Origin of the sequence: Streptomyces sp. CA-179760, from assembly GCF_050937045.1 — a bacterium.
Lineage (GTDB): Bacteria > Actinomycetota > Actinomycetes > Streptomycetales > Streptomycetaceae > Streptomyces.
In genome coordinates this window covers 858,130-881,441 of record NZ_JBNJLZ010000001.1, presented here as the reverse complement: position 1 = coordinate 881,441, position 23,312 = coordinate 858,130, and the positions used below count along the sequence as shown (strand labels likewise).

The 23,312-nt window shown below is 69.3% G+C and carries 18 protein-coding genes and 4 pseudogenes; 11 read left to right on the top strand and 11 right to left on the bottom strand.

Annotated elements, in window-relative coordinates; translation table 11 throughout:
• Positions 1-175: 175 nt before the first annotated feature.
• The 7 genes and pseudogenes from ACQEV8_RS03795 to ACQEV8_RS03765 form a co-directional block, all read right to left on the bottom strand.
• Positions 176-763 (bottom strand): hypothetical protein, encoded by a 588-nt coding sequence (locus tag ACQEV8_RS03795; protein WP_432957301.1) that lies wholly within the window; start codon positions 761-763, stop codon positions 176-178.
• 265 nt (positions 764-1,028) lie between these two features.
• Positions 1,029-1,481: a hypothetical protein gene (locus ACQEV8_RS03790; RefSeq protein WP_432957299.1), complete on the bottom strand. Its 453-nt coding sequence runs from the start codon at positions 1,479-1,481 to the stop codon at positions 1,029-1,031.
• A 228-nt stretch (positions 1,482-1,709) separates the two neighbouring features.
• The gene (locus tag ACQEV8_RS03785; RefSeq protein ID WP_432957298.1) at positions 1,710-2,237 is read right to left on the bottom strand and encodes a hypothetical protein; all 528 of its coding nucleotides are present in this window, start codon (positions 2,235-2,237) and stop codon (positions 1,710-1,712) included.
• 229 nt (positions 2,238-2,466) lie between these two features.
• Positions 2,467-3,207: pseudogene (locus ACQEV8_RS03780) on the bottom strand (DUF317 domain-containing protein); the annotation flags it as partial.
• Between the two features lie 65 nt (positions 3,208-3,272).
• Positions 3,273-4,391 (bottom strand): DnaB-like helicase N-terminal domain-containing protein, encoded by a 1,119-nt coding sequence (locus tag ACQEV8_RS03775; RefSeq protein ID WP_432957296.1) that lies wholly within the window; start codon positions 4,389-4,391, stop codon positions 3,273-3,275.
• Positions 4,391-5,618: pseudogene (locus tag ACQEV8_RS03770) on the bottom strand (DNA cytosine methyltransferase). The gene ACQEV8_RS03775 and the pseudogene ACQEV8_RS03770 overlap by 1 nt, the downstream one beginning before the upstream one ends.
• Positions 5,615-7,435 (bottom strand): type IV secretory system conjugative DNA transfer family protein, encoded by a 1,821-nt coding sequence (locus tag ACQEV8_RS03765; RefSeq protein WP_432972425.1) that lies wholly within the window; start codon positions 7,433-7,435, stop codon positions 5,615-5,617. The pseudogene ACQEV8_RS03770 and the gene ACQEV8_RS03765 overlap by 4 nt, the downstream one beginning before the upstream one ends.
• Here ACQEV8_RS03765 and ACQEV8_RS03760 point away from each other — a divergent pair.
• The gene (locus ACQEV8_RS03760; protein ID WP_432957295.1) at positions 7,377-8,957 is read left to right on the top strand and encodes a UvrD-helicase domain-containing protein; all 1,581 of its coding nucleotides are present in this window, start codon (positions 7,377-7,379) and stop codon (positions 8,955-8,957) included. The two genes, ACQEV8_RS03765 and ACQEV8_RS03760, sit on opposite strands and share 59 nt — an antisense overlap.
• A gap of 411 nt (positions 8,958-9,368) precedes the next feature.
• On the opposite strand, the gene ACQEV8_RS03755 is transcribed toward ACQEV8_RS03760, so the two are convergent.
• The gene (locus tag ACQEV8_RS03755; RefSeq protein WP_432957293.1) at positions 9,369-10,766 is read right to left on the bottom strand and encodes a hypothetical protein; all 1,398 of its coding nucleotides are present in this window, start codon (positions 10,764-10,766) and stop codon (positions 9,369-9,371) included.
• Between the two features lie 978 nt (positions 10,767-11,744).
• On the opposite strand from ACQEV8_RS03755, the gene ACQEV8_RS03750 reads away from it, so the two are divergent.
• Both ACQEV8_RS03750 and ACQEV8_RS03745 read left to right on the top strand, forming a co-directional pair.
• Positions 11,745-12,071, top strand: coding sequence for a FadR/GntR family transcriptional regulator (locus ACQEV8_RS03750; RefSeq protein ID WP_432957292.1), 327 nt, complete (start codon positions 11,745-11,747; stop codon positions 12,069-12,071).
• Positions 12,050-12,196: pseudogene (locus tag ACQEV8_RS03745) on the top strand (FCD domain-containing protein); the annotation flags it as partial. The gene ACQEV8_RS03750 and the pseudogene ACQEV8_RS03745, both read left to right, overlap by 22 nt.
• 382 nt (positions 12,197-12,578) lie before the next feature.
• On the opposite strand, the gene ACQEV8_RS03740 reads toward ACQEV8_RS03745, so the two are convergent.
• The 3 genes and pseudogenes from ACQEV8_RS03740 to ACQEV8_RS03730 all read right to left on the bottom strand — a co-directional run bounded on the left by ACQEV8_RS03740 (position 12,579) and on the right by ACQEV8_RS03730 (position 14,326).
• Complete coding sequence (locus ACQEV8_RS03740) at positions 12,579-13,007, bottom strand: IclR family transcriptional regulator (protein ID WP_432957291.1); 429 nt, start codon at positions 13,005-13,007, stop codon at positions 12,579-12,581.
• 212 nt (positions 13,008-13,219) lie between these two features.
• Positions 13,220-13,324: pseudogene (locus ACQEV8_RS03735) on the bottom strand (helix-turn-helix domain-containing protein); the annotation flags it as partial.
• A gap of 249 nt (positions 13,325-13,573) precedes the next feature.
• Positions 13,574-14,326 carry an IclR family transcriptional regulator gene (locus tag ACQEV8_RS03730; protein WP_432957290.1) on the bottom strand — a complete coding sequence of 251 codons (753 nt, stop codon included), beginning with the start codon at positions 14,324-14,326 and terminating at the stop codon, positions 13,574-13,576.
• Between the two features lie 248 nt (positions 14,327-14,574).
• Between ACQEV8_RS03730 and solA (ACQEV8_RS03725) the strand changes: the two genes are divergently transcribed.
• The 8 genes from solA (ACQEV8_RS03725) to ACQEV8_RS03690 all read left to right on the top strand — a co-directional run bounded on the left by solA (ACQEV8_RS03725) (position 14,575) and on the right by ACQEV8_RS03690 (position 23,300).
• Complete coding sequence (gene solA / locus ACQEV8_RS03725; protein WP_432957288.1) at positions 14,575-15,714, top strand: N-methyl-L-tryptophan oxidase; 1,140 nt, start codon at positions 14,575-14,577, stop codon at positions 15,712-15,714.
• A 35-nt stretch (positions 15,715-15,749) separates the two neighbouring features.
• Positions 15,750-16,886, top strand: coding sequence for an N-methyl-L-tryptophan oxidase (solA, locus tag ACQEV8_RS03720; RefSeq protein WP_432957286.1), 1,137 nt, complete (start codon positions 15,750-15,752; stop codon positions 16,884-16,886).
• 12 nt (positions 16,887-16,898) lie between these two features.
• Positions 16,899-17,870 (top strand): succinylglutamate desuccinylase/aspartoacylase family protein, encoded by a 972-nt coding sequence (locus ACQEV8_RS03715; RefSeq protein WP_432957284.1) that lies wholly within the window; start codon positions 16,899-16,901, stop codon positions 17,868-17,870.
• A gap of 85 nt (positions 17,871-17,955) precedes the next feature.
• The gene (locus ACQEV8_RS03710) at positions 17,956-19,056 is read left to right on the top strand and encodes an ABC transporter substrate-binding protein (RefSeq protein WP_432957283.1); all 1,101 of its coding nucleotides are present in this window, start codon (positions 17,956-17,958) and stop codon (positions 19,054-19,056) included.
• On the top strand, positions 19,049-20,188 hold the full coding sequence (locus ACQEV8_RS03705) for an ABC transporter ATP-binding protein (protein ID WP_432957281.1): 1,140 nt from the start codon (positions 19,049-19,051) through the stop codon (positions 20,186-20,188). The genes ACQEV8_RS03710 and ACQEV8_RS03705 overlap by 8 nt, the downstream gene beginning before the upstream one ends.
• A 3-nt stretch (positions 20,189-20,191) precedes the next feature.
• On the top strand, positions 20,192-21,085 hold the full coding sequence (locus ACQEV8_RS03700; RefSeq protein WP_432957279.1) for an ABC transporter permease: 894 nt from the start codon (positions 20,192-20,194) through the stop codon (positions 21,083-21,085).
• A complete protein-coding gene (locus tag ACQEV8_RS03695; RefSeq protein WP_432957277.1) occupies positions 21,082-21,948 on the top strand; it encodes an ABC transporter permease in 867 nt (288 codons plus the stop codon). Before ACQEV8_RS03700 ends, ACQEV8_RS03695 begins: the two co-directional genes overlap by 4 nt.
• On the top strand, positions 21,945-23,300 hold the full coding sequence (locus tag ACQEV8_RS03690) for an aminotransferase class III-fold pyridoxal phosphate-dependent enzyme (protein WP_432957275.1): 1,356 nt from the start codon (positions 21,945-21,947) through the stop codon (positions 23,298-23,300). Before ACQEV8_RS03695 ends, ACQEV8_RS03690 begins: the two co-directional genes overlap by 4 nt.
• Positions 23,301-23,312 lie beyond the last annotated feature (12 nt).

The following is a 23,312-nucleotide window of genomic DNA, read 5'->3' as shown; positions in this document are numbered from 1 at the left end:
AGGCGGCGTCGCGGGAGATGCCATCGGCGGTGAGGGGGACGAGATGCCGGCCGGCGTCAGCTGACGGAAGGCGAGGCTGAGAGGTTCTCGTCGGCGACCCAGAGGAGGAGGCGCCCCGATCTGTTGACTGCCTTCCGGCGGAGTTGCTTGCGGCGGGCCCGTCTGGAGCTGTGTCTCATGCCTCGTCCTCCGGCCCGGTGTGAGGGGCGGGATCGTATTCGAGGGAGGTTGCGTGGCGCGTCGGGGTCTGGCCGCTGCGCGGCCCGGTGTGGGGCGGCCGGGGGTCGTTCCAGCGCAGGATGAGGCGCTCGCGCAGGTCGACGACCGATTGGGAGGTGTATCCCGTGGCTGCCCGTCCGGCGATGAAGGTGGACAGCGGGCCGGTCATCCAGTGCTCGCGGATGACGTGGTTGAGTACTTCGACCACTGCGTCGGCGTCGAGTGCGCCGTCCGCCACTGCTTCGGCCCAGGCAGCGAGGACTTCCTCGCACCGTGTTTCCAGGGCTGGCACGGACAGGGCGGCGGACCAGCCCTGTACCAGTTCATCTGCTGTGTCTGGGTGCTCCAGGGCATTGGACAGCAGCAGGGTCGCCGCAGGGTGATCAGCGGAGGGATCGAGCAGGGCCAGGACGGCGCGGCGTGCCGCGAGATGATTCCGATCATCCGGCTGCTTGTATTCGGTCACCCATTTGCTGACCGTGTCCCATACGCGCGGCAGCAGCCAGATCTCCGAGCACATGGCGCGCACGACCTCTTCGGTCACGGATACGGCGCTGTCGTGCTCGGAACGGCCCAGGACCGCAGTTTCGCACGGGCTTCTGGGCCGAGGGCGGGGTCCCTGGCGACGCGTGCGAGCATACGAGAAGCGCCGTCCTGCCCGGCGTCGCCGGCGGTGGGCCATGACTGGGCGACGTCCAGAGGGCGCAGGTCGCTTTCGTCCACGGTGAACTGGGCGAGCAGGTCCGCGATCTGGGGGATGCGCCCGGCGCCGAGCCCCTTGGGGACGGTGAGCTGCTTGACCCACTGGATCAGGCTGGGCTGGATGTCACTGAGCTGGCGCCGAAGTGCCGCAGCACTGCGGCCGGGTACACGGGCAGGTGGCCGAAGGAGACTCGCTGCCCGTCGATATTCGCTTGGACTGCCTCCAGCCGGGTGACGAGATCGCGGCCGGTGAGAATGTCCCGGATGCCGCGCGTCTTCCGGTCATCGAGCAGCAGACGCGCCCCGGCCAGGATCTCGGCGGGGCTGAGCCCCTCCAAGAGCACGGCCGCCAGCAGCAACGCTCGGTCGTCCGCGCTGTCCCGCGTTTCGCGAAAAGCGGTACTGACCCGTTCACGCCAGCGCAGACCGAGGTCGCGGGCGTCCTTGACCGTGCCACCCGAGTCCGCTGATGCGGCTGAGTTCAAAAGCGAGTGCCGCGGCGTCGCCCGGCTGCATGTCGGCTCGAAGGAGGCTGGCAAGCGGGCCTCGACGGTCCTCACCGTCACTCTCCTCACCCCGTCCGCCAGCTTCGCGGACGCTTTCCTGTAACCATCCACGGCGTGCGACCCACGGACAGAGCCGCTCGATGTGGCGGAGCGCGATCCGGTCGCCCGAGGGTGCGCTGAAAGCTCGAACGACGGTGCGCCCCAGGACCGGGTCGTTCTCGGGCCAGCCGTGCTCACCCGCGACCACGACAAGGTAGGAGCCCTTCTAGGAGCCCTTCTTCCTCAGGATTCGGCGTGACCGAGGAACTTCGTGGCCGTGACGTCCGGCTTGTCCCAGCGCGCGCTCTCGCCAAACATTGAGCAGGTACCCTCGGCCGTGCTCGGCGGGAAGCAGCCACTTGTCCTTCTCGACCGATTCCCATCCGGCAGCACGTGCTCAAGGCGCAGCCTTAGCCTCGGCCCGCCGGTCCCGGGCAGTATGGGTCGCAGCTCGGACAGGGCGTGCAGTCCCGCTGCGGTCTTGCCCGCCCCGGGCGGGCCGACGATCACAACCACCCGCTCGTCCTGGCCGAGCATGGCCAGCACTTCCGGGGCGGTCGCGATCTCCTTGCCCCCGCTGTCCTCGGCGACCCAGGCACGGCGCACCGCGTCGATTTCCGCTGGGAACACGGGCTCGGTGGGAAGGGGCTCTTGCTGATGCAGGTTGATGTCCCGCCCGGCCTGCAGCAGAGTCGCGTAGGTGTTGTTGGCTGCGTGAATCCCGCTGCCGCCGGACACAAGGTTGTCGGGCGGCACATTGGACGAGGTCACGGCCTGCTCACGCCCTCGGGTTGCGTGGCGGGACCCCGTAGTTGATGCCCCCACTGCCCGCGTCCAGGTTGCCGGACGCCTGCACGATCTGGCTGTTGGTGTTGTTCCGCGCCATCAGCGCCGGGGCGCCCGCTGACGGCGCGCCGTCCTGTAGGGCCGGCAGGAGCGCTGCCAGTTCCTCGCCCATGTCCGGGTAGCGGTCCAGGTAGGTAGCGAGTTGCAGGACGAGCTCGAACTCGCCGTGCGCGTCGAGGAAGGTGTCGAGAAGCGCGTCGTGGTCGCCGGCATCGGCCAGGTAGACGGGGACGGCCTCCGGCTCCGGGCGGGAGGGGTCGGACCTGGCCGTGGTGGCGTCGAAGACGGAGCGCGCTTCGATGGCGGCGCGTTCGGTGTCGGTCAGGGGAGCTGGGCCGGGGCGCATCTCGGCTGCGTGGGCCTTCTCGAAGGCGAGCAGGGCCTTTGCGGGTGAGTCGAAGGTGTCGGCGATTTGGCGCAGGTGGTCCTCGTCGTGCAGGTAGACGGACTTGCCGCCTGGGTGGAGGTATGTGCCGACCGCGACGGTGGTGTGGCCGTCGTGGGCGTGGGCGTGGATGAGGAGCTGGCCGTTGCGGATGTCGTCGTGGATCTTCTGCGCCTGGTTGGAGACCTCGCGGATTTCGCTGCGGGTGCACCAGGGCATCGGGTAGTTCGCCCAGGTCCATTCCTCGTCGATGGCCTCCTGGAGCCGAGGGGTGCTCTCGACGGTGATGCCTTCGGCGATCAGGTGCTTGGCTGCGTCCTCGGCCCAGTAGGGCTCCTCGTGATCGATGCGGGCCAGGACCAGGATGTTTTCGGCGGCGGCGCTCCAGTCGGCAGCCTCCAGAGCCATGAGAGCGACGTGGGCCTGGCTGCCGGTTAGGACGGCCTGCACGGCGCTCGGGTGAGTGGGGTGGGTGTCGAGGCGGACGTGGGCGTCGATGGCGGGAGTCACGTGGGGGTCTCGTCTCTTCTGCTGGCGCCCGGGCCTTGGGGTCCGGCCACCGGTGTACGCGGGGGCTATCGGGTTGCTCGTGTGGACCGGGCGGCGTGTGCGGCCGTGGTGGTCGGCGGGCCGGCGCGGGTGGTGGGCGCCGGTCGCCGCTGCTGTGGCGGGGTGGTTCCGGTGGCGTGCTGCCAGCGGGTGCGGACGGCGGCGATGTCGGCGAGGGCGCGGCGGGCGCCGACGACGAGCTGGAACGGGGTGTTCGCGGGGTTGCCGGCGTACGCCTCGATGCGTCGGCCGGTGTGTTCGGCCGTGGCCATGAGCGAGCGCTGCAGGGCCCGCTCACCCCAGTGCTCGAGGGAACCGGCGGGTTCGGCCAGCATGCGCAGGACCCCGCCCGGTTCACTTCCGTCGTCCAGCAGGCCGCGCTGCTGGGCTTCCCATAGGACCGTGACAGGGTCGACGGGCTCGTTGCGGCGGGCCAGGGTGGTCAGGCACTGCCACAGGCCGGCGTGCAGCGGCAGGGTGAGGTCCTCGGGGAGCAGCCACCGGACGGCCTCGATGTCGGCGGGGTAGGCCGTGGCGGTGGCGAGCAGAATCTGTTCCTCCTCGGCTGCCTCTGCGGGGTCGGGTGCGGCGGACGGCGGCGGGGCGGTGGTGCGCGGCAGCACACCTGCGCGTGTCGGGAAGCGGTTAGCGATGTCATCCACGACCGCAGCGAGTGCGTCCGCCTCGGCAAGCACCGTTTGTACGGGGTAGGGGAGGCTGGCGTCGTGGACGGTGTGGACGAGGCGTTCTGCAGCCGTCCGTAGGCGGCGGCGGGCGTATTCGGCTTCGACTATCCGGGCGTAGGCGGGGGCGTGGCTGGCCCAGGGGCAGACTTGGATGAGGGTGTGCAGGTAGGAGGCGGTGAGTCCGCGCGCCTGCTGCCGGCCTGTGGCGAGCACGCGGTCGAGCCACTTGGTGTTCTTCGCGTGCTCGGCGGGGTCGGGCGGCGGCAGGCTGGTGATCGCGGCGTACAAGGCGGCGTGCGCGGCGGTGGAGAACGAGTCGGCGGCGACGCCGGTCGCGTTGCTGAGACGGTGCGGATCGAGGAGGAGGGCGCCGAGGAGGGCCTGCTCCACGTGGAACACCGGCTGGGGCGGTGCGATGGCGTCGAGGTCGTCTGCGTCGGGTTCGGGGGCGTGGGGCATCAGGCGGCGAGGAGGTGGCCGGCGAGCAGTGGGGGCACGGCGTTGCCGATCTGGGAGAACTGCTGGCCCTTGTTGCCGGCCCAGGGATAGTTGGCGGGGAAGGTCTGCAGGATGCCTGCCTCGCGGGCGGTGATCCGGATCGGCTCGGGAACTGCTGGCGCGTCGACATCCATGGTCGGCGGAGAGGCGGGCTCGGCGATCCAAGTGCACTCGTTCGCGCGGTGCCCGAAGAACAGCGTGCCAGCCGGCTCGGACAGTGGACGGACGGTGGCGTTGGCCTGGTTGTTGCTGCGCAGGGACCAGGACCAACGGTGGGCCTCGGCGGTGAACGTCGGCGTCGGAGCGTCGGCGGCTCGGTTCTCGTGGGTGCCGTGCCGGGCCGCCCATCCGGCGCCTTCGGGGCGGGACTGCAGGACCACTCCGTCCGGCCGGGGCATCCAGGTGCCGCGCTCACGGGCGTCGGACAGCGTCTTGCGGGAGCCCGACGGGAACGGTTCGGGTCCGCCGCCGGGTCCACCGCCCGCGCAGACGGTGGGGACGGGCCGGTCGGTTGCGCCCCATCCCAGGGCCTCGGCCATGCTGACCCAGCGGGGGCGGCCCGGACCGAACAGCGACTCCGGTTCGGCGAATTGGGAGTGCGTGGGGGTAGGAGGCTGCGCCGTACGGACGCGGGAGGCCAGGAGTATCGCCCGCTTCCTGGTCTGCGGGACGCCGAAGTCGGCCGCGTTGAGGATCCCGTACCAGACGGAGAACCCCCACCCGCGCAGGACGGCCGCGTATTGCTTCCACAAGGGCAGGACGTGCGGCACTTCCTCCATGGCGACCCAGTCGGGTTCGCCGACCGTGTTCAGGGCGTACAGATAGCGCATCGGCTCGGCTGCGAGCAGGGAGCGCTCGTCACGGCATGCGGCGAGGAGGCGTTCGCGGGAGTCGCGTCCGGCGGCCAGGTCCTCGACCGCCGCGTGCACCAGCGGCTGGTCGAGCAGGCCGAGGCGTTTGCCGGCCATGCTCCACGCCTGGCACGGAGGGGAAGCGATCATTCCGCGGGTGCGGGCCGATGAAAGGCCACGTCGGATACATTGCCACGTCGGTGCGGATCGTCAACTGCCCAGCCGCAGCCCGGGTCTTGCACGCCCACTCGTCCCATTCCAGCCCGATGTCGCGCACGCCGAGGACGTGCAGTGCCCTGCTCCAGCCGCCCGGCCCCGCGAAGAGGTCGAGTATCACGTGGCCAGCCCGAAGTCGGACTGTGTCGGCGCGTGCTTCGCCACGGCGCGGGCGGTGATTGCCTGCGACGCGCGGGCGGACGCCGCGGACAGTTCCTCCGCGCCGGGCTCCCGGTACCACGGTCGGAGGTCGAGCATGGCGGCGCGCATGCCGGTGGCGAAGCAGAGCGCGGTGCCCTTGGGCAGGGCGCGGATCGCGTCGGCGGGCAGGATCCGCTCCTGCCGCATCGACACCGACGTGCTCTTTCCGGACTCTGAGTGCGAGGTGGACGTGGTCTCCACGTCGTGGTCGCCGATCAGGCGGCTGAGCTTGTCGGCGAAGTCGGGGTCGTCGATGCCGCTGCCGATCACCTTGACGGTCGAGGCGGACCACATGGCGTCCATGCCCGCGTCTCCCCAGACCTTCTGGCCCTGGCGGTAGGACTGCAGGATCGTGATCGGGATGATCCCGCGGCTGCCGAGGTGGGAGTACAGGTCCGGCAAGTCGCTGATCTTGCACACGTTGGCGGCCTCGTCGAGGATCGCCAGCATGGGCGGATCCAGGCGCCCGCCAGCACGTTCGGCCTGCGCGGTCGCGGCCCGCATCACCGAGTCCGCGCACGCGGCGATCAGCGCCGAGGCTCCGCCGCCGCCGTCCTTGCTGAGCAGGAACAGCGTGTCGGTGGACGTGACGAACTGCTCCGGCCGGAATTCCGGGACGTCCTTCTGAGGGGTCACCCACGCGGCGATTTCCGCGTTCAGGAGCGCGGAGGCGTACTGCCGGGCTGTCTCGTAGATGCCGTCCCTCGTTTCCGGGGGACCCTCGACGGTGCCCTTGAGCTGAGCGGCGACGGCGGCGAAGTCGTGGTCGCGCAGGATGTCCAGCGGAGTGCGGTCGGCGGGGAAGGCGAGCCACTGCATGATGTCGGTGATGGGCCGTTCGTCGAGCGCCGCGGCCAAGAGCAGCTGGGACAAGATGTTGCTGCCGGCCTTCGACCAGAAGTCGCCCTGCTGGGAGGCGTCCACCGAGGCCGCGAGGAAGTGTCCGGCGAGCCGGTTCGCCCCGTCCAAGGTGGTCGCGCTGGCGAGAGGGTTCCACCACATCTCGCGGGCGGCATGCGCGATCTGCTGTGGATCCATGGTCCACACCGCCCCCACCCGAGCTCTTGCCTCGTAGGCGGTGGTGAAGGCGTCGCCGGCGGCTTTGTTCGACGTCAGCAGGACCGGGCCGGGTGCGCCGAGCATGGACGGGATGGCGAGCGAGGTGGTCTTGCCGGACCGGGGCGCCATGATCGCGACGGCGACGTCCTCGAACCCCATCCGTACCTCGTGGCGGCTGCCCTGCAGGTTGCCGAGAAGGATGCCGGTGTCCTTCGCGTCGATGTGCTTGCTGTCCTTCAAGCTGGGGCGCAGGGAGCGGGCCTTGTCGGTGATCGCCTTGGCCATCAGCGGCTCGATGTCCCGGGCCTTGGCCATGTCGGTGATCTTCTTCCGGCCGCCGCTTCGGTTGTTGTGCTGGGCCCACAGGACGCCGGCCCCTGCCCCGAGAGCGAGGACCAGGAGAACGGGGACGATGCGGGCACCGACCAGCAGGGACGTTTCTCCTGCGTCGGGCCAGACCCGCTCGGGGCGGAGTAGGGCGTTGGTTGGCTGATAGGAGGCCCAGCCGGTGCCGGTGAGGTAGGCGGTGATGTTGCCGGACAGCCAGGCCAGGTGGGACAGGGGGACGACGACGGCGAGTACCCCGAGGAGGAGGCGTAGGACGAGGTCGTATCCGTCGGTGTTTCTGCTGGAGGAGGACACCTTCCTCGCCCTGCCCGCCCTGCGTTCCCGCGGCATCGACATCCAGGCGGTCGACGACGATGCCTACGAACACGCAGCCCTGCGCCTTCTGGACAACCACCGGGGCTTCTTCAAACTGAAGGCATACACCGAACGCCGCCATGACGGACGCGACCTCGTCGCCCGCGCCCACTACGTATGCGACGCGGGCGAACTCACCGTCACCGGACCAACCGGGTCCCTGCCCTTCAGCAGCACCAGTCCCAGCGGACAACAACTGGTCCGCCTCAAGAACGACCTCGCCGACCAAGGCCTCTTCCGCTACAGCGACATGTTCGCCATCGCCGAGCACCATCTCCTGCACCACCCCGACATCGCTCGGGCCACCGCACACCGCTTCCCGTTCGTCCTGCTCGACGAGATGCAGGACACCAGCGACGTGCAGCAGCACCTCCTTGATCAGGTCTTCGGTAAAGGCGGCACCGTCGTACAGCGGGTCGGCGACGTCAACCAGGGCATTTTCGCCGACTGCACCCCCACCCGCGTGCTGCCCTCGGCCTTTCCGCACGCCTCCGCAGCCGAGCTCCCCGTCAGTCGACGTTTCGGGACCCAGATCGCGGATCTGGCCAGCCTGCTGACCGTTCAGCGCCGCCAGGGCATCGAAGGCGTCGGCCCTCAGGGAACCATCGCGTTGCTGCTCTTCGACGACAACTGCGTCGCCGACGTCATTCCCGCCTTCGAGCGCCTGGCCCGTGAAACTGTCCCCGACCACCTACTGGCGGCAGCACCACCACGCGTCCTGGCCTCACGGCTGGCCCCCGGAACAGCCGATGCCTTCCCCCAGTCGCTGACCTGTTACCTGCCCACCTTCACCCCCAACACTGCCGCGCGGCCCGCCGCTGAGTTGATCACCACCGTCCGCGCATCGCGCGCTCTGCTGGCCGCCGGCGACCGGCGCACTGCAACGGCTCAGACCTGGGATGCCGTGCGCCGAGCGTTCCGGCAGGGCTCAGACAACGCTCTGCCCGCGATCCAGCGCATCGAACGCAGTGCTGCCACGGCTGGCCTGCAGATGCGCGAATTGCTACACGACCTGCTCAGTGCGGACATCGACGACCCCGAGCAGTGGAAGGCTCTGATGAAGCGTTTGCGAGAGGTGCTGCCGCAGCTTGCCGACGCGCCGCCTGCTGCGCGCCGTCTCGACGACGTCCTGCGCTACATTGCCCTACTCGCACCGCATGCCGAAGCGGTTGGCAACGACACGACACCGATGATGTCGGTGGCCACCTCCATCCAGCGAGCCAAGGGCGAGACGCACGCGGCCACCCTCATCCTGGAGTGCCTCGACAGCCGCGGCCGCAAGTACGACGTCCACGAGACACTCGCGCTCGTGGCCCAGTCAAGGGATGTCGCCGATGCCCCGGTCACGGTGCGCAAGGCGGCTCAGCTACTCTTCGTGGGGGCGACCCGCCCCACACATCTGCTGGCCTTCGCCGCGCACCGGAACCGCATCGAACCCCATCTCGGGGCACTAGAGGCCCGCGGGTGGCTGGTGCGGTCCGTGTCCCACGGGCGGTGAGGGAACGAAGTCCCGTCACGATTCGTTATCCAGCGTCCCGAAGTGCCTGGCCGCCACGAGAGCTTCGCCGGGGTCACCAGCGCGCTCGGTTGCGGGGCAGGCCGACTGTAAGCAGTTGAGGATATGCCGAGCGCCTCACATCGGCAGGAGGCGCAAGGTTCTCATGGGACGTGGAGCAGGAGAGTATCCGGCCTCGGGGGTGGAGATGGGCCCTCATGGCGGTTGTCGCGGACGTGAACCTTGCCGTAGCTGCCTGTCGAGGCCTTTTCGTGCGCCCGGCTGCCACAGCACTGCGGGTTAGCCGGATTGTCCTGAAGCTGCTCCTCCGCGGACTGACGCTGTACGGGGCCGTGCCGAGGCCGGTGGCGCGGCCAATAATTCAAGGGCGCCCTCTGGGAGGCATCTGCTCCCTCAGGGGCTCTCCTCCTCGTCCTTCTTCGGCAGCACGCGCAGAGCCATCACGGTGCCTTCAGCGCCGAAGGAAACGGGACCCCACAGCGGGGCCGTGGTGCTGGTCGGATGTGTGTCACGCAGTTCGTACGCCCGGTGCCGGTATGCCTCCACCTGTCCCTTGACCAGCAGGTCGTACAGTTCCTCGGCTATCCCTGAGAACGCCTCGACGCGGATCCGGTTGAGTCGGAACACTTGATCTGTTCCGACGTAGACCGTCGCGCCTATCTTGTGCCGCGCGTCCCGGACGCTGGACGAACCGGCGAAGGTCTGCTGCTTGTAGTGTTTGTGGCCCTGCTTGTCGGTCAGGTACTGGGCGATCTCGGTGCCCGCTCCAGCGAAGGCCAGCTGGCCTGCGGCTTCAGTGCGCGCGAGCAGTTGGCCGTACCAGCCAAGCTCCTTGCGGGGGATGAGGAACCCGTCCTGAATCCGTTCTCTGTGGCCGTCGGTAGGGACCTTCACTGCGCCGGCGTACGCGAGGTTCCGCTCCGACAGCACCGCGTCCGCACTCCCTCGCCCTGTGGTCGACCTCGCGGGCAGCAGTCCTGCGCCCGGCGCCTGCAGAGCGTTGACGGTGATTCCGTCCACCGCGAGTAATTCGGTCGACATCAAGAGGCACGGCGTGGTGTTCCACTCGGCAAGGTGGAAGTGCTCAGCGCGCTCGCTGCCCCTGGCCAGCTGCTTGAATGCTGAGCGGTCAGCCTTGGCGGTGCGCTTGGTGGCCTTCTGATGGTTGCCGTTGACCGTCACCACGAAGACGCGTGACCGCTCGCCCGGTCGCCATGCTTCGATGAAGAAGTCGGGTCGTGGCCGGGCGCCCAGGGACGGTCGAGGGCCGGAGCGTGCGAAGCCCGCCAGGAGTATGGCTTCCGAGTCCAGGGTGGAGACCATGTGGTCCGGGAAGCGGTTCCGCACGGTGCGTTCGGCGACGGCGAGTCCGAAGGCTCGCCCCAGTTCCCGTGCCTGCATGGCTCTGTAGGAGAGCTCGGGGCTTTGGCCATCGTCGGTGAGGGCCAGGTGGCCACCGGGACCGGTGGCCATGGCCTGGCAATACTTCAGTCCTTGCCAGTGTTCGGCCAATCCTCTGCCGCGTCCATGACGGGCGAGGGCGGTGGCTCGCGCAAAGAGGCTTAGCAAGTCCCAGGGGGTGGAGACGAGATCCTGCCGGTCGGCGCCTTGTAACGGGCCGAGTTCGGGCTTGCGGAAACTCGGCTCCTTCTCGTTCCGGTTCCGTGCGCGCTGTCGATCGATGGCCGCGGCCGCCTTGTCCATGTCCGTGACCAGTGCGGCGGTCGAATTGATGCGGACGGGGATCGTTGTGCTGAGCCGGTCGAGTACCTCTTCCACAGATGCTGACATGGCTCGGCACCGTACGAACGAAGGTATAGGCGCACGCAAGTGCGCATAGGCGCTCGGGTTGCCCCAGCAAGGCGGCACGCTCATCGGCCCGCCTGGCGTGTGAGAAGGGCGAAGTCACAGTGTCCTGAGGCCCCCTTCGCTTGTCCTCGCGATCCGTATGGCGTTGGCCCTCATCGGGGGGTGGGCCTATCCCTGTCGGCTCAGGCTGTTCGTGACACTGAGCAACCATGCGCGGACCCCTCGGTACCAATGGAGCGCGCTGCGACGCAGGTCGGCCAGCACCGAGCCAGCACGCCACCTACCCCGTGCTGGTTCCGTGCTGACTTCGAGGGCCAGAATCAAGGAAACCCGCAGGTCCTAGCCCCGATCGAATGAGTTGTCGTACCACTCGATGGTGGTGCCGATGAGGCTGGCGGCGACGATGCGCTTGAGGTTGCCCTGGGGTGGGGGAGCGGTTGCTGCGGAGGCCATGGGCGCCACTTCCTCGTGTGCGGTGGGGACGGGTACGTGATGGCACACGGTAGGAAGCCGCAGGTCAGGGGCACATGTGGCGGGACAACATAGTTGACGGGTGGGGTATGCGCGCAGCCACCATGATGGCTCAGGGAAGGGTGGTTCAGGTGCCCGGGGGCGGTCGAAACGATGACTGTCCGGCAAGTGCGGTTCGGGGTGATTTGACAGCGCAGTGCTGACTCCCGTGTTGGTTCAGTGCTGACTGAAAGCCCACGTCATCACCCGTCCTCACCTGTCCCGTGCTGACTTGGTGCTGACTACGCCGCGTCGAACTCGGGAATGTCGCCCCGCTCGGACAGGGGCTCACTTCCTGGTTGCCGTCGGTGCGCCAGGAGGCCTCTACCAGAGTGTCGGAAGCCCGAGCGCTCCAGACCTGTGCGCAGCCCGTAAATGATCTCTAACGCGTTGATGTGATCGTCGGTTGCGGCGTTGCGGGCTACTGGCGAGGCCACTGACGACGAGGCGATGGACAAGATCAAGGCGATGACCGTCGGCGAACTCGAGCCCGGCTCCCGCCTGCCCAAGGGGGGCGTCCTCGCCGGACAACTCGGCCTGTCCCGCAACTCGTTGCGCGAAGCCGTCCGCGCCCTTACCGCCATGCGGATCCCGGTCAGCAGGCAGGGCGACGGCACCTATGTCTCGAGCCTGGAACCCCAACTCCTCCTCGAGGCACTGTCCATTGCCGCAGACGTCTCCCAGGGCCGCGCCGCCTGCAACTGCTCCCGGTACGCAGACTGCTCGAACCCCAGGCGACCGGACTGGCCGCAGCCGTGCTGCAACCGCCCGACCTGAAGGAACTCCGCGACATCCTCGGCCGGTGCCGCTCCGCCGCCACCGTCGAGGACTTCGTCGCCCACGACATCGCCTTCCCCCTGCGCATCGCCGAAGCCGTCGGCAACCCGGTGCTCTCCATGCTCCTGCAGGTGCGCCAGGCAGCGTTTCCCGACTGGCTGGACTGGTACAGCTACCACCGACCCCACACCGGCATCAGCGGCCACACACCGGCCAGCCGCGTCACCAACCTCTCCGAACAGCACAGGGTGGGTGTCCGGACACGGTAGAAACGCGCACGGCAGGAGCGCGTGCGGTGGGGCAACATGGTTGCGGGCGTGCCTATGCGTGGGGCAACCACGCCCGCTCACGGAGCGGCGGTTCAGGGGCTCGATAGGACGGCCGCCCTGCGCCCGGCCACGGCCGGGCACAGGGCGTGACTGCGGTGAAACGCGGCGCGGGCCGGCCCCAGCGCTTGTGTGTGTGGGGGCCGGCTCTCGGTGATGCGGGTTGAGTCGCCGCTTCCGGTCAGGTGCCCGGGCGGCGCCCCGTGATCTCCGCGGCCGTGTCGGCGACCATGCGGCCCCACTCGGGCAGCCGGGCCTCGTCGTACCGGGATTCGGGCATGGAGACGGCCACGGTGGCCAGCGGCGTGCCCTCCTCGTCGAGGACGGGTGCGGCGATCGCGCAGACGCCCGGACGGAACTGGTTGTGGTTGACCGAGTAGCCGTCGGTGTGGATCCGCTGCAACTCGGCGCGCAGCTCGTCGGGGTCGGCGGGCGTCGCGTCGCCGAACTCCTCCAGCCCTCGCGCGATGAGCTCGTCCACGTTCTGCTTGGGCAGATAGGCGAGGACGGCGCGCCCGACCGCGGTGGAGTGCAGGGGGAGGTTTCGCCGATGGCGTGGAAGGTCCGTACGGCGTTGTCGCAGTCGACGCGGTCCACCACGACCATGCACTGAAGGGCATCCGGCACTGACAGGTGAATGGTCTCGTTCACCTTGTCCCGCAGGCGCAGCATGGGTTCCCTGGCGGCGACGAACAGGCTGGATCCCTGCAGCGCGGCAGGCCGTACGGCCAGCACTCGGGCGCCGATCTCCCAGCGGGTGGTGTCCCTGCGGTTGGCCCGCAGCCAGCCGGCCTCGGCCAGTGTGACCAGGGTGCGCTGCACGGTCGACTTCGGAAGTCCGAAGAGCTTCGTCAGCTCCCCTACGGTCACCGGCTGATGCTGCGCGACCGCCTCCAGGATGTGCAGCGACCGGGTGAGGCTCTTCATTTCCATCCGATCCCCCTGTTGATCCACGGAGTTCCTTGCGGACCCCCTCTGCCGAGCCCTCAAGTGCTGCCGACCGCCCATGCCAAGACCCGCCCCGGCTTCAACACGCACCGCCCGACAACGGCGGGTCGGGTCCTGACGCATCGCATCGCGAGGGGCCGCTCCGAGCCCGGTTTGCAAGGCACCAGGCGTTGGGGGAGCGGCCCGTAGCACCACGGGACTGCCCCTGCGCTGAATCCTGCTGCGCGCTCACTCACCTGTGCGACGCGCTGCGATCTCCTTCGCCGTGTCAGTGACAAGACGCCCTAGCTCCGGTAGGCGTGCTGCGTCGTACCGCGACTCGGGGATCGAGACGGTGATCGTCGCAAGGGGCGTGCCATCCCCATCCAGGATGGCGGCGGCCACCGCGCAGACGCCCGGCCGGTACTGATTTCGGTTGACGGAGAATCCGTCGGCCCGTACTCGCTCCAGATCGGCGCGCAGCTGGACCGGATCGGTCGGCGTGGCATCACTGAAACGTTCCAGGCCGCGCCTGACAACCTCATCGACGTCCGCTGTCGGCAGATGCGCGAGGATCGCTCGCCCCGAGGCGGTCGCATGCAGGGGTGATATGTCACCAATGGCGAAAACGATCCGGAGTGCGTGGGTGCAGTCCACCCGGTCCACGATCACAGCGCCCTGCAGCCCGTCCGGCACCGACAGGTGGATTGTCTCGTTCAGTGCGTCCCGGAGTCGGATCATGGGCTCGCGCGCGGCGGCGAACAGGCTCGAGCCCTGCAATGCCGCCGGTCGGACGGCGAGCACCCGTGCGCCGATGTCCCAGCGGGTGGTGTCCTTGCGGTTGGCCCGCAGCCACCCGGCTTCGTTCAAGGTGACCAGTGTGCGCTGGACGGTCGACTTGGGCAGCCCCAGGAGCTTGCTCAGTTCTCCGACCGTCACCGGCTGGTGCTGCGCGACCGCTTCCAGGATCTGCAGGGCCCTGGCGACGCTTCTGACTTCCATGCGGTTGCCCCCGTTAATTGTGCATTTCCTCAGACAACATCTCTTGACTCCCTCCGACACCGCTGCCATTGTTCGTCGTGCCGAAGAGTAGCACACCGTGCCGCTGAGTGGAACGGGCTGAGCGAGGCCGGCCTGAAGTCGCCTCCCGAAAGCCCGAGTCGGCAATCTCCAGCCCGCCTCGCATCCGGAATCCAAAAATCCGCATGCCGGGCGCCCGGCGTCCAGGCCGGGAGACGAAAGGAACCGCTGTGTCTGTCAAGAAGCGAGTCGCCGTCGTCGGCGTCGGAACGATGGGCAGCCAGGCCGCCTGGCGGCTGGCGGCCCGGGGCGCCGAGGTCGTCGCCTACGACCGGTTCGCGCCCGGCCATGACCGCAGCGCCGCCGGCGGTGAGACCCGGATCTTCCGCAGCGCCCACTTCGAGGACTCCCGGTACGTCCCTCTGCTCCAGCACGCCGACGGCCTCTGGGAGCAGCTCCAGCAGGAGACCGGACGCGAGCTGCGCCGCCTGACCGGCTGCCTCCTGATGGGACCGACCGAGCACCAGCAGATGGCCACGGTGCTTGAATCCATCGCCGAGCACGGCCTGGACCACGAGGTGCTCGACGTCGACTCGCTCGCCAAGCGCTTCCCGCAGTTCCGGATCGAGGATGGCGACGTGGCCGTGCTCGACCGCCGGGCCGGCTTCATCCGCCCGGAGCTGACCATCCAGACCGCCGCCCGCCGGGCCGAGCAACTGGGCGCCGTCATCCACCGCTACAGCGCGGTCCGCGAGATCGTCCCCGTCGCGAACGGCGTCGAGATCCGCACGGACGCCGGCAGCGAGCTCTTCGACACGGCCGTGGTCAGCCCAGGTCCGTGGGTCAACGACCTGCTGCCCGACCTGCCCTGGGAGGTGGACATCCGCAGGCTGATCAGCGCCTGGTACGTGCCCACCACCGACGCCTGGTTCGGCGAGGAGCGTCCAGCGTTCATCCGCACCGCGCCCACCCACTGCTACGGCCTGCCCTCCCCGGACGGCGTCTCCGTCAAGCTCGGCCTGTCCCGCGCCCTGCACCGCCCGGCCGGCGACCCGAACCAGCTGGACCGGACCGTGCAGCCGGAGGAGCTGGAGATCTTCACCGAGCTGATCGGCCGCCACATGCCGGACCTCAACCCCGACCCGACCCGCCTCTCCGTCTACATGGAGGGCTACACCGAGAGCAGCCGCCCCCTGGTCGGCCCGCTGCCCGGCGCCGGTAACGAGAACGTGATCCTGCTCGCCGGTTTCTCCGGCCACGGCTTCAAACTCTCGCCCGCCTTCGGCGACATCGCCGCGGACCTCGCGCTGGACGGCGCCTCGCCCCAGCCCATCGACTTCGTGTCGACCGTCGGCCGCACCTCGGCCTGAACTGCTCCCGACCACCATCCGGCAAGGAGAACCACATGGCTACGCGGAAACGTGTCGCGGTCGTCGGCACGGGCACGGTGGGCAGTCAGGCCGCCTGGCGGCTCGCGGCCCGGGGCGCCGAGGTCGTCGCCTACGACCGCTTCGCCCCCGGCCACGACCGCAGTGCCGCAGGCGGTGAGACCCGGGTCTTCCGCAGTGTGCAGACCGACGACGGCCGCTATGTGCCGCTCGTCCGGCACGCCGACGCCCTCTGGACGCAGTTGGAGGCGGAGACCGGACGGGAGCTGCGCCGTCTGACGGGATGCCTGTTCATGGGGCCGGCCGACGACCCCGAGATGCGCACCGTCATGGACGTCGTCGCCGAGCACGGCCTCGACCATGAGGTGATCGAGGCCGAGGCGCTGGCCAAGCGTTTCCCGCAGTTCCGCGTCGAGGACGGAGATCTGGCGGTTCTCGACCCCCGTGCCGGCTTCGTCCGCCCCGAGCTGACGGTCCAGACCGCAGCCCGGCGCGCCGAGGAGCTGGGGGCCCGGATCCGCCGCTACACACCGGTGCGGAAGGTCAACGCGCTGGCCGGGGGCGGCGTGGAAATCCGTACGGACACCGGCGTCGAGCGCTTCGACGCGGCTGTGGTCGCCCCGGGCCCCTGGGTGGGCGACCTGCTGCCGGACCTGCCGTGGGGAGTGGGCGTGTACCGTGCGATCAGCGCCTGGTTCCTGCCCGACGAGGACCACCGGGCCGGCGCGGAGCGCCCCGCCTTCATCCGGGCGGGCGGCACCCACTTCTACGGCATCCCGTCCCCGGACGGCCTCTCCGTCAAGCTCGGCCTGTCCCAGGCCCACCACCGGCCCGTGGACGACCCGAACCGGCTGGAGAGGGCCGTGGCGCCGGAGGAGCTGGAGACCTTCACCGCGATGGTGCGGCGCCACCTGCCCGGCCTGAATCCCGACCCGGTGCGCCTGTCCGTCTTCATGGAGGGCTACACCGACAGCACCCGCCCGCTGGTCGGCCCCCTGCCGGGCTGCGACGACATCATCCTGCTGGCCGGCTTCTCCGGTCAGGGCTTCAAACTCTCGCCCGCCATGGGTGACATCGCAGCGGACCTCGCCCTGCAGGGCCGCACCGACCAGCCGATCGATTTCATCACGACGCTCGGCCGCACCGCGGCCTGAACGAGGTACGACATGACACTGACCATCGGCCCGCTGAGCGCCGAGCCCGGCCGGAAGGCCCGCGGCATCATCCCCGTGGACCTCGGCCCCACGACCGTGGACATCCCCCTCATCCTCGTCAATGGATCCCGCCCCGGCCCGAGAGTGGTGGTGACCGGCGGTGTCCACGGTGGCGAGTTCATCGGCACCGACGCCGCGGCCCGGCTCGGCGGCCTGCTGGAACCGGAGGAGGTAACGGGCCAACTGGTGATCTGCCCCGTGGCCAACCCCCCAGCGGTGTACGACGGCCGCCTCGGCAAGTCCCCGCTGGACGGCGTCAACATCAACCGCGTCTTCCCCGGTGACAAGGACGGCGGGCCCACAGAGCGGCTGGCGGCCTGGCTCTTCGAGAACGTGATCAGCGGCGCCGACGCCTACGCGGACCTGCACAGCGGCGGCATCGACGAGACCCTGCTCGACTTCGTCGGCTACCGCCTGACCTCGGACGAGGCGCTCGACGCGAAGACGCGGGGCATGGCCCACGCCGTCGGCTACGAGCGTGTACTGTTCGGCCGCAACGCCCAGGGCGGCAACAGTCACGCCGCCGCCGCCCGGCAGGGTATCCCCGCCATCCTCATCGAGACCGGCCAGCTCGGCGACCGGGACCCCGCCCAGGCGCGGCCCCTGCTCGACGGCCTCTACCGGCTCCTGCACCACCTCGGCGTCGTCGAGGTACCCCAGCACGTCGCACCGGTGACCGTCCAGCCGCGCGACTGGGTCTGGACCGGCTCCGTCGTGTCCCCGGCCACCGGCCTGTGGTATCCGGACGCGGCCACCGGCGACGAGGTGACCGAGGGACAGCCCATCGGCCGGATCATCGATCCGGCCGACGGCAGCGAACACAAGGTCACCGCCACCGCCACCGGCCAGATCCTCTACGGCATGAACGGGCTCACCGTCGCCCCCGGAGCGGAGCTCGCCGCCATAGCGGTGCCGCACGACTGACGGGCCCTTACGAACCACCGTCCCCTGATGCCACCTCCAACCCCCGTACAGCTGGTCCCCACGCGCCAATTCCAGGAGATTTGTCATGAGTGATCCCAAGATCGGTCGCAGAGCACTCCTGCGCGGAGCAGGCGGCCTCGCCGCCCTCGCCGCCCTGCCCTCCGTCGCTGCCTGCGGCACCGGCACGAGCCGCGTCTCGTCCGGCGCCAACGGGGGCAGCAAGACGGTGATCGTCCGCGACAGCGGCGGCGCCTACGGCGAGGCCCTCCAGAAGGCGGTCTACACGCCGTTCACCAAAGAGACCGGCATCAAGGTCCAGGTGGTCAACCTCCAGGGCACCCAGATGCTGGCCCAGATCAAGCAGGGCCGCCCCCAGTTCGACCTCATCAACAACTCGATGATGGACCACGCCAAGTTCGTGGCCCAGGACGCCCTGGAGAAACTGGACACCGAGCGGATCAAGAGCCTGAAGAGCGCCAAGATCCCCGAGAACCAGATCACCGATCATGCCGTCGCCCACAGCTTCTACGGCCAGTGCATGGCGTACCGCACCGACGCCTTCGGCGGCCGTAAGCCGGAGTCGTGGGCGGATTTCTGGGACACCAAGGGGTTCAAGGGCAGCCGCTCGATGTGCAACCCGGACGCCGACCTCCCCGAGCTGGAGTTCGCGCTGCTGGCCGACGGCGTCCCGATGGACAAGCTGTACCCGCTCGACGTGGACCGCGCCTTCAACGTGTTGACCCGGCTGCGGTCCGACATCAAGAAGTTCTGGGACAGTGGCCCGCTTCCCGGCGTGCTCCTCAGCCGTCAGGAGGTGACGATGGCCACAGTCTGGGACGGCCGGCTCGCCGCTCTGCAGCAGCAGGGCGTCCCGGTCCAGCGGCAGCTCAACGGCGCCCGCCGCCAGTTCCAGGGCTTCGGCATCGCCAAGGGCGCGGCCAACGCCGACGCCGCCTACCAGCTCATGGACTACTCGCTGCGGCCCAAGGTCGCTGCCGCCCTCGCCAAGACCTATCCGTCGAATCCGGCTTCCGCGGAGGCTTACACGCTGCTCACCAACGAGGAACGCTCCAAGCTCGCCGGTGCACCGGAGTACTACGACAAGGGCTTCGACGCGGACATCAACTGGTGGATCAAGAACGAAGCCGCCATCACCAAGCGTTGGTTGGAGTGGGCTCGTGGCTGAATTCGGTGTGGTGACCCCGTCCGTGAAGCCGGCCGTCGGCCCGTCCGCCACGGCGACCGGTAAAGCCCTGTCGGTGGTGGGCCTGCGCAAGACCTACGGGGACGTCGTCGCCGTCGACGAGGCGTCCATGGAGATCGCGGCCGGGGAGTTCGTCACCTTCCTCGGCGCCTCGGGGTCGGGCAAGACCACGACCCTGATGATGATCGCCGGGTTCTGCGAGCCGGACTCCGGCACCATCACCGTCGGGGACCGTGACGTGACGCGGCTCGCCCCGCAGAAGCGGGGTCTCGGTTTCGTCTTCCAGCAGTACCTGCTCTTCCCGCACATGACGGTCAGCGAGAACGTCGCCTTCCCGCTCACGCTGCGCGGAGTGCCGAAGAACGAGATCCGCAGGCGGGTCGGGGAGACCCTGGAGATCGCCGGCCTGTCCGGCTTCGGCGGCCGCCGCCCCCGCGAGCTGTCCGGCGGACAGCAGCAGCGCGTCGCCCTGTGCCGGGCGCTGGTCTACCGGCCGCCGGTGATCTTGATGGACGAGCCGCTCGGCGCGCTGGACAAGAAGCTCCGCGACCAGCTCCAGGTCGAGATCAAGGCCATCCAGCAGGAACTCGGCTTGACCGTCATCTATGTGACGCACGATCAGGAGGAGGCGCTGGTTCTGTCGGACCGCATCGCGGTGATGCGCAACGGCCTCATCGAGCAGTTCGACACGCCCCGGGAGCTGTTCGAGCGTCCGGGGACCCCCTTCGTGGCGGACTTCCTCGGCGCGGCCAACTTCCTTGACGGCCGCATCGAGCAGCACACCGGCGAGCACACCCTGGTCCGCCTCGACCAGAACGGGAGCGTGCTGACGGCACGCCGCCACGACCTGGCCACCGGCGCCGCGGTCAAGGTCGCCGTGCAGCCGGGTCGCCTGCGGGCCGGCGCTCTGGACGAAGGTTTCTGTACGGGAACGGTGGAGACGGCCACGTACGTGGGCACCATCGTCCGCGCCGGGGTGCGGGCCGACGGCGGTGACGCCCCGCTGCTGCGCCTGGAGGTACCGGCCGGCCGCGGCCCCGTCGGCGGCGAGCGGGTCGGGGTCACCGTCGATCCCGAGGACGTCAACCTCTATCCCGCCGAACAGGACGGGTGAGCCATGGCCGCCACCCTCGCAGGCGCCCCCGCGCGCCCCCGCAAGCTTCTCGCCTCCCGCAGAACGCGGGTCGGGATCCTCTACGCGCTGCCGGTTGTCGTCTACCTGCTGGTGCTGTTCGTCTACCCGATCCTCAGCACGCTCTTCCTCAGCCTGAAGAACACCGACGGCTCCCTGACCCTGCACTGGTACGTCGACGCGCTGACGGGCGTCAACCTCTCCGTGCTGTTCACCACGGTCCGGATCTCCGCGGAGACGGCGCTGTTCAGCCTCGTCTTCGGGTTCGTCCTGGCGAACGCGATCTCGCGGCTGAAGCCCCTGTGGGCCGGACTGGCCATGCTGATCGTCGTCGTCCCGCACTTCATCAGCGCCCTGGTCCGCACCTACGGCTGGATCATCCTGCTCGGCGACAAGGGCCTGGTGAACGAGTCCATGGCCCATCTGTGGGTCCCCGGGGCGCCCTTCCAACTGCTCTACAACGAGATCGGCGTGGTCATCGGCACCACCTCCGTGATGCTGCCGTACACGGTGCTGCTGCTGTACGGCGTGATGCGGGGCGTGGACCGGCGGCTGCTCGCCGCCGCGGCCAGCATGGGCGCGGGACGGGTGACCATCTTCCGCCGGGTCTACCTGCCCCTGGTCGCCCCCGGCCTGGCCAGCGCCGGACTGCTCAGCTTCATCCTCTCGCTGGGCTACTACATCACCCCCGCCCTGATGGGCGGGCCCGACCAGACAATGATCGCCTCCCTCATCAACCAGCAGGTGATGAAGCAGAACCAGTGGAACGGAGCCGCCGCCGAAGGCGTCGTGCTGCTGCTGATGACCTTCGCGGGACTGCTGCTGGTCAAGCTCGTGACCTCCTTCGGCGCCAGCCGGAAGAAGAGGAGCACCTCATGATGGAGCTGCGCAGCACCCTCACCGGCCGCATCGCACTGACCGCGACCGCCACCGTGATCCTGCTGTTCCTGGCCCTGCCGATCGTCGTCATCCTTGTCACCTCCTTCAGCAGCAACGCCTTCGGTTCCTTCCCTCCGGACGCTTGGACGCTGAACTGGTACCAGTCACTGTTCGCCGACGGCAGCAAGTGGCCTGCCGCGCTGTCACTGAGCGCGCTGGTGGCCTGTCTGAGTACCGTGTTCTCGCTGATCATCGGGGTGACCGCGGCGACCGCGCTGACCCGCAGCGAACTGCCGCTGCGCTCCGCGGTCTTCGCCCTCGTGCTCGGACCGCTGCTCATCCCGCAGATCGTCACGGCCCTGGGCCTGTTCCTGCTCTTCGAGCCGGCCGCGATGCTGGGCAGCCCGCTCGCGATCGCCCTCGGTCACACCGTGCTGGCCTCACCGATCGCGGTGCTGATCCTGATCGCGACGCTGCGCGGGATCGACGAACGGCTGGAGGACGCCGCGGCGAGCATGGGCGCGAACCGGCTGACCATCGCGCGCAGGATCACCTTCCCCCTGGCGGCGCCGGGCATGATCGCGGCAGCGATCTTCTCCTTCATCACCAGCTTCGACGAGTTCTACATTTCCCAGTTCCTGTCCTCGGTCGACACCGTCACTCTGCCGGTTCAGGTCTACAACTCCCTGACATTCGACATCGATCCGAGCGTGACGGCGATCAGCGCGCTGCTCATCGCAGGCGCCATCCTCGCTCTCGCCCTGGTGGCCCTGGCGCGCTGGCTCGGCTCGGGACGGCAGGACTCCCTGCTGTCGGTCGAGACCGCGACGGGGATCGCCACCCCTGGAGGTGAGGCCGTATGACCAGAACCGCTCAGCGGCACCTGCTGCTGAACATGACCGCCAACGGGTCGCTCGCGAAGCCGGGCAAGGAACTCTTCGTCGTGCGCCACGGTGAGGGACCGTACGTGGACGACGCCGTCGGCAACCGCTACATCGACGGCCTGTCCGGGCTGTACTGCTGCCAGATCGGCTACTCCTACGCCGAAGAGTTCGCCGAGGCCGCCGAGAAGCAGCTGCGCGAACTCTGCTACAGCCCCCTGTGGTCGGATTCCGCGCACCCCACCGGCCTGGCCCTCGCGGAACGCCTCGCCGCCCTGGCCCCCGACGGCATCGAGCACGTCTTCTTCAGCGGCGGCGGCGCCGAGGCCGTGGAGACCGCCTGGAAGATCGCCCGCAGGTACCACACCCTGCGCGGCGAGGCGGGCCGGACCAAGGCGATCGCCCGGCGCGGCGCCTACCACGGCCTGACCCTCGGGGCGCTGTCCTTCACCGACGACCCCGGCCTCACCGAGCCCTACGGGCCGCCGGCCGTGGAGACCCACTTCGTGGCGAACACCAACCGCACGGCACTGGAACAGCCTCTCGACGAGGCGGCGTTCACCGAGTACCTGCTGGCGGACGTGGAGGCCACGGTCCTCGCGGCAGGGCCGGACTCGGTCGGGATGCTCATCGCCGAACCGGTGCAGAACCGGGGCGGTTGCATCACCCCGCCCGCCGGCTACTGGGAGGGCCTGCGCCGACTGGCCGACCGGTACGGCTTCCTGCTGGTCGCCGACGAGGTCATCACCGCGTTCGGGCGGTTGGGGGAGTGGTTCGGCGGTGAGCGCTACGGCGCCCGCCCGGACATCGTCACCGTCGCCAAGGGCATCACCGCCGGTTACGCCCCGATGGGCGCGACGCTGGTCGCGGGCCACGTCGCCGAGGTGATCAACCGGCCGGGCGAGGTCCTCAACCACGGCTACACCTTCAGCGGCCACCCGCTGAGCGCGGCCATCGCACTGCGCAGCCTGGACATCATGGAGCGCGACCGGATCCTGGAGAACGTCCGCGGCCACCAGAATCACCTCGCCGGGCGGATGGCCTCTTTGAATGACCTGCCGATCGTCGGCGACGTCCGCGGAGCGGGCTTCTTCTACGCCGTCGAACTCGTCGGCGACCTCGACGGCGGCGGCTTCAGCGACAAAGCCCGGGCGGATCTCATCGGCGACCTGATCCCGCGCCGACTGCGCGAGGCGGGCCTGCTCGCCCGCGTCTACAACCGTGCCGCCCCACTGGTGCAGATCGCGCCTCCGCTGATCAGCGACCGCCACCTCCTCGACCGTATCGCCGACATCCTCGCGGACACCCTCGACGAGGCGTCCGCCCGCCTGTGACCCACGCGTGAG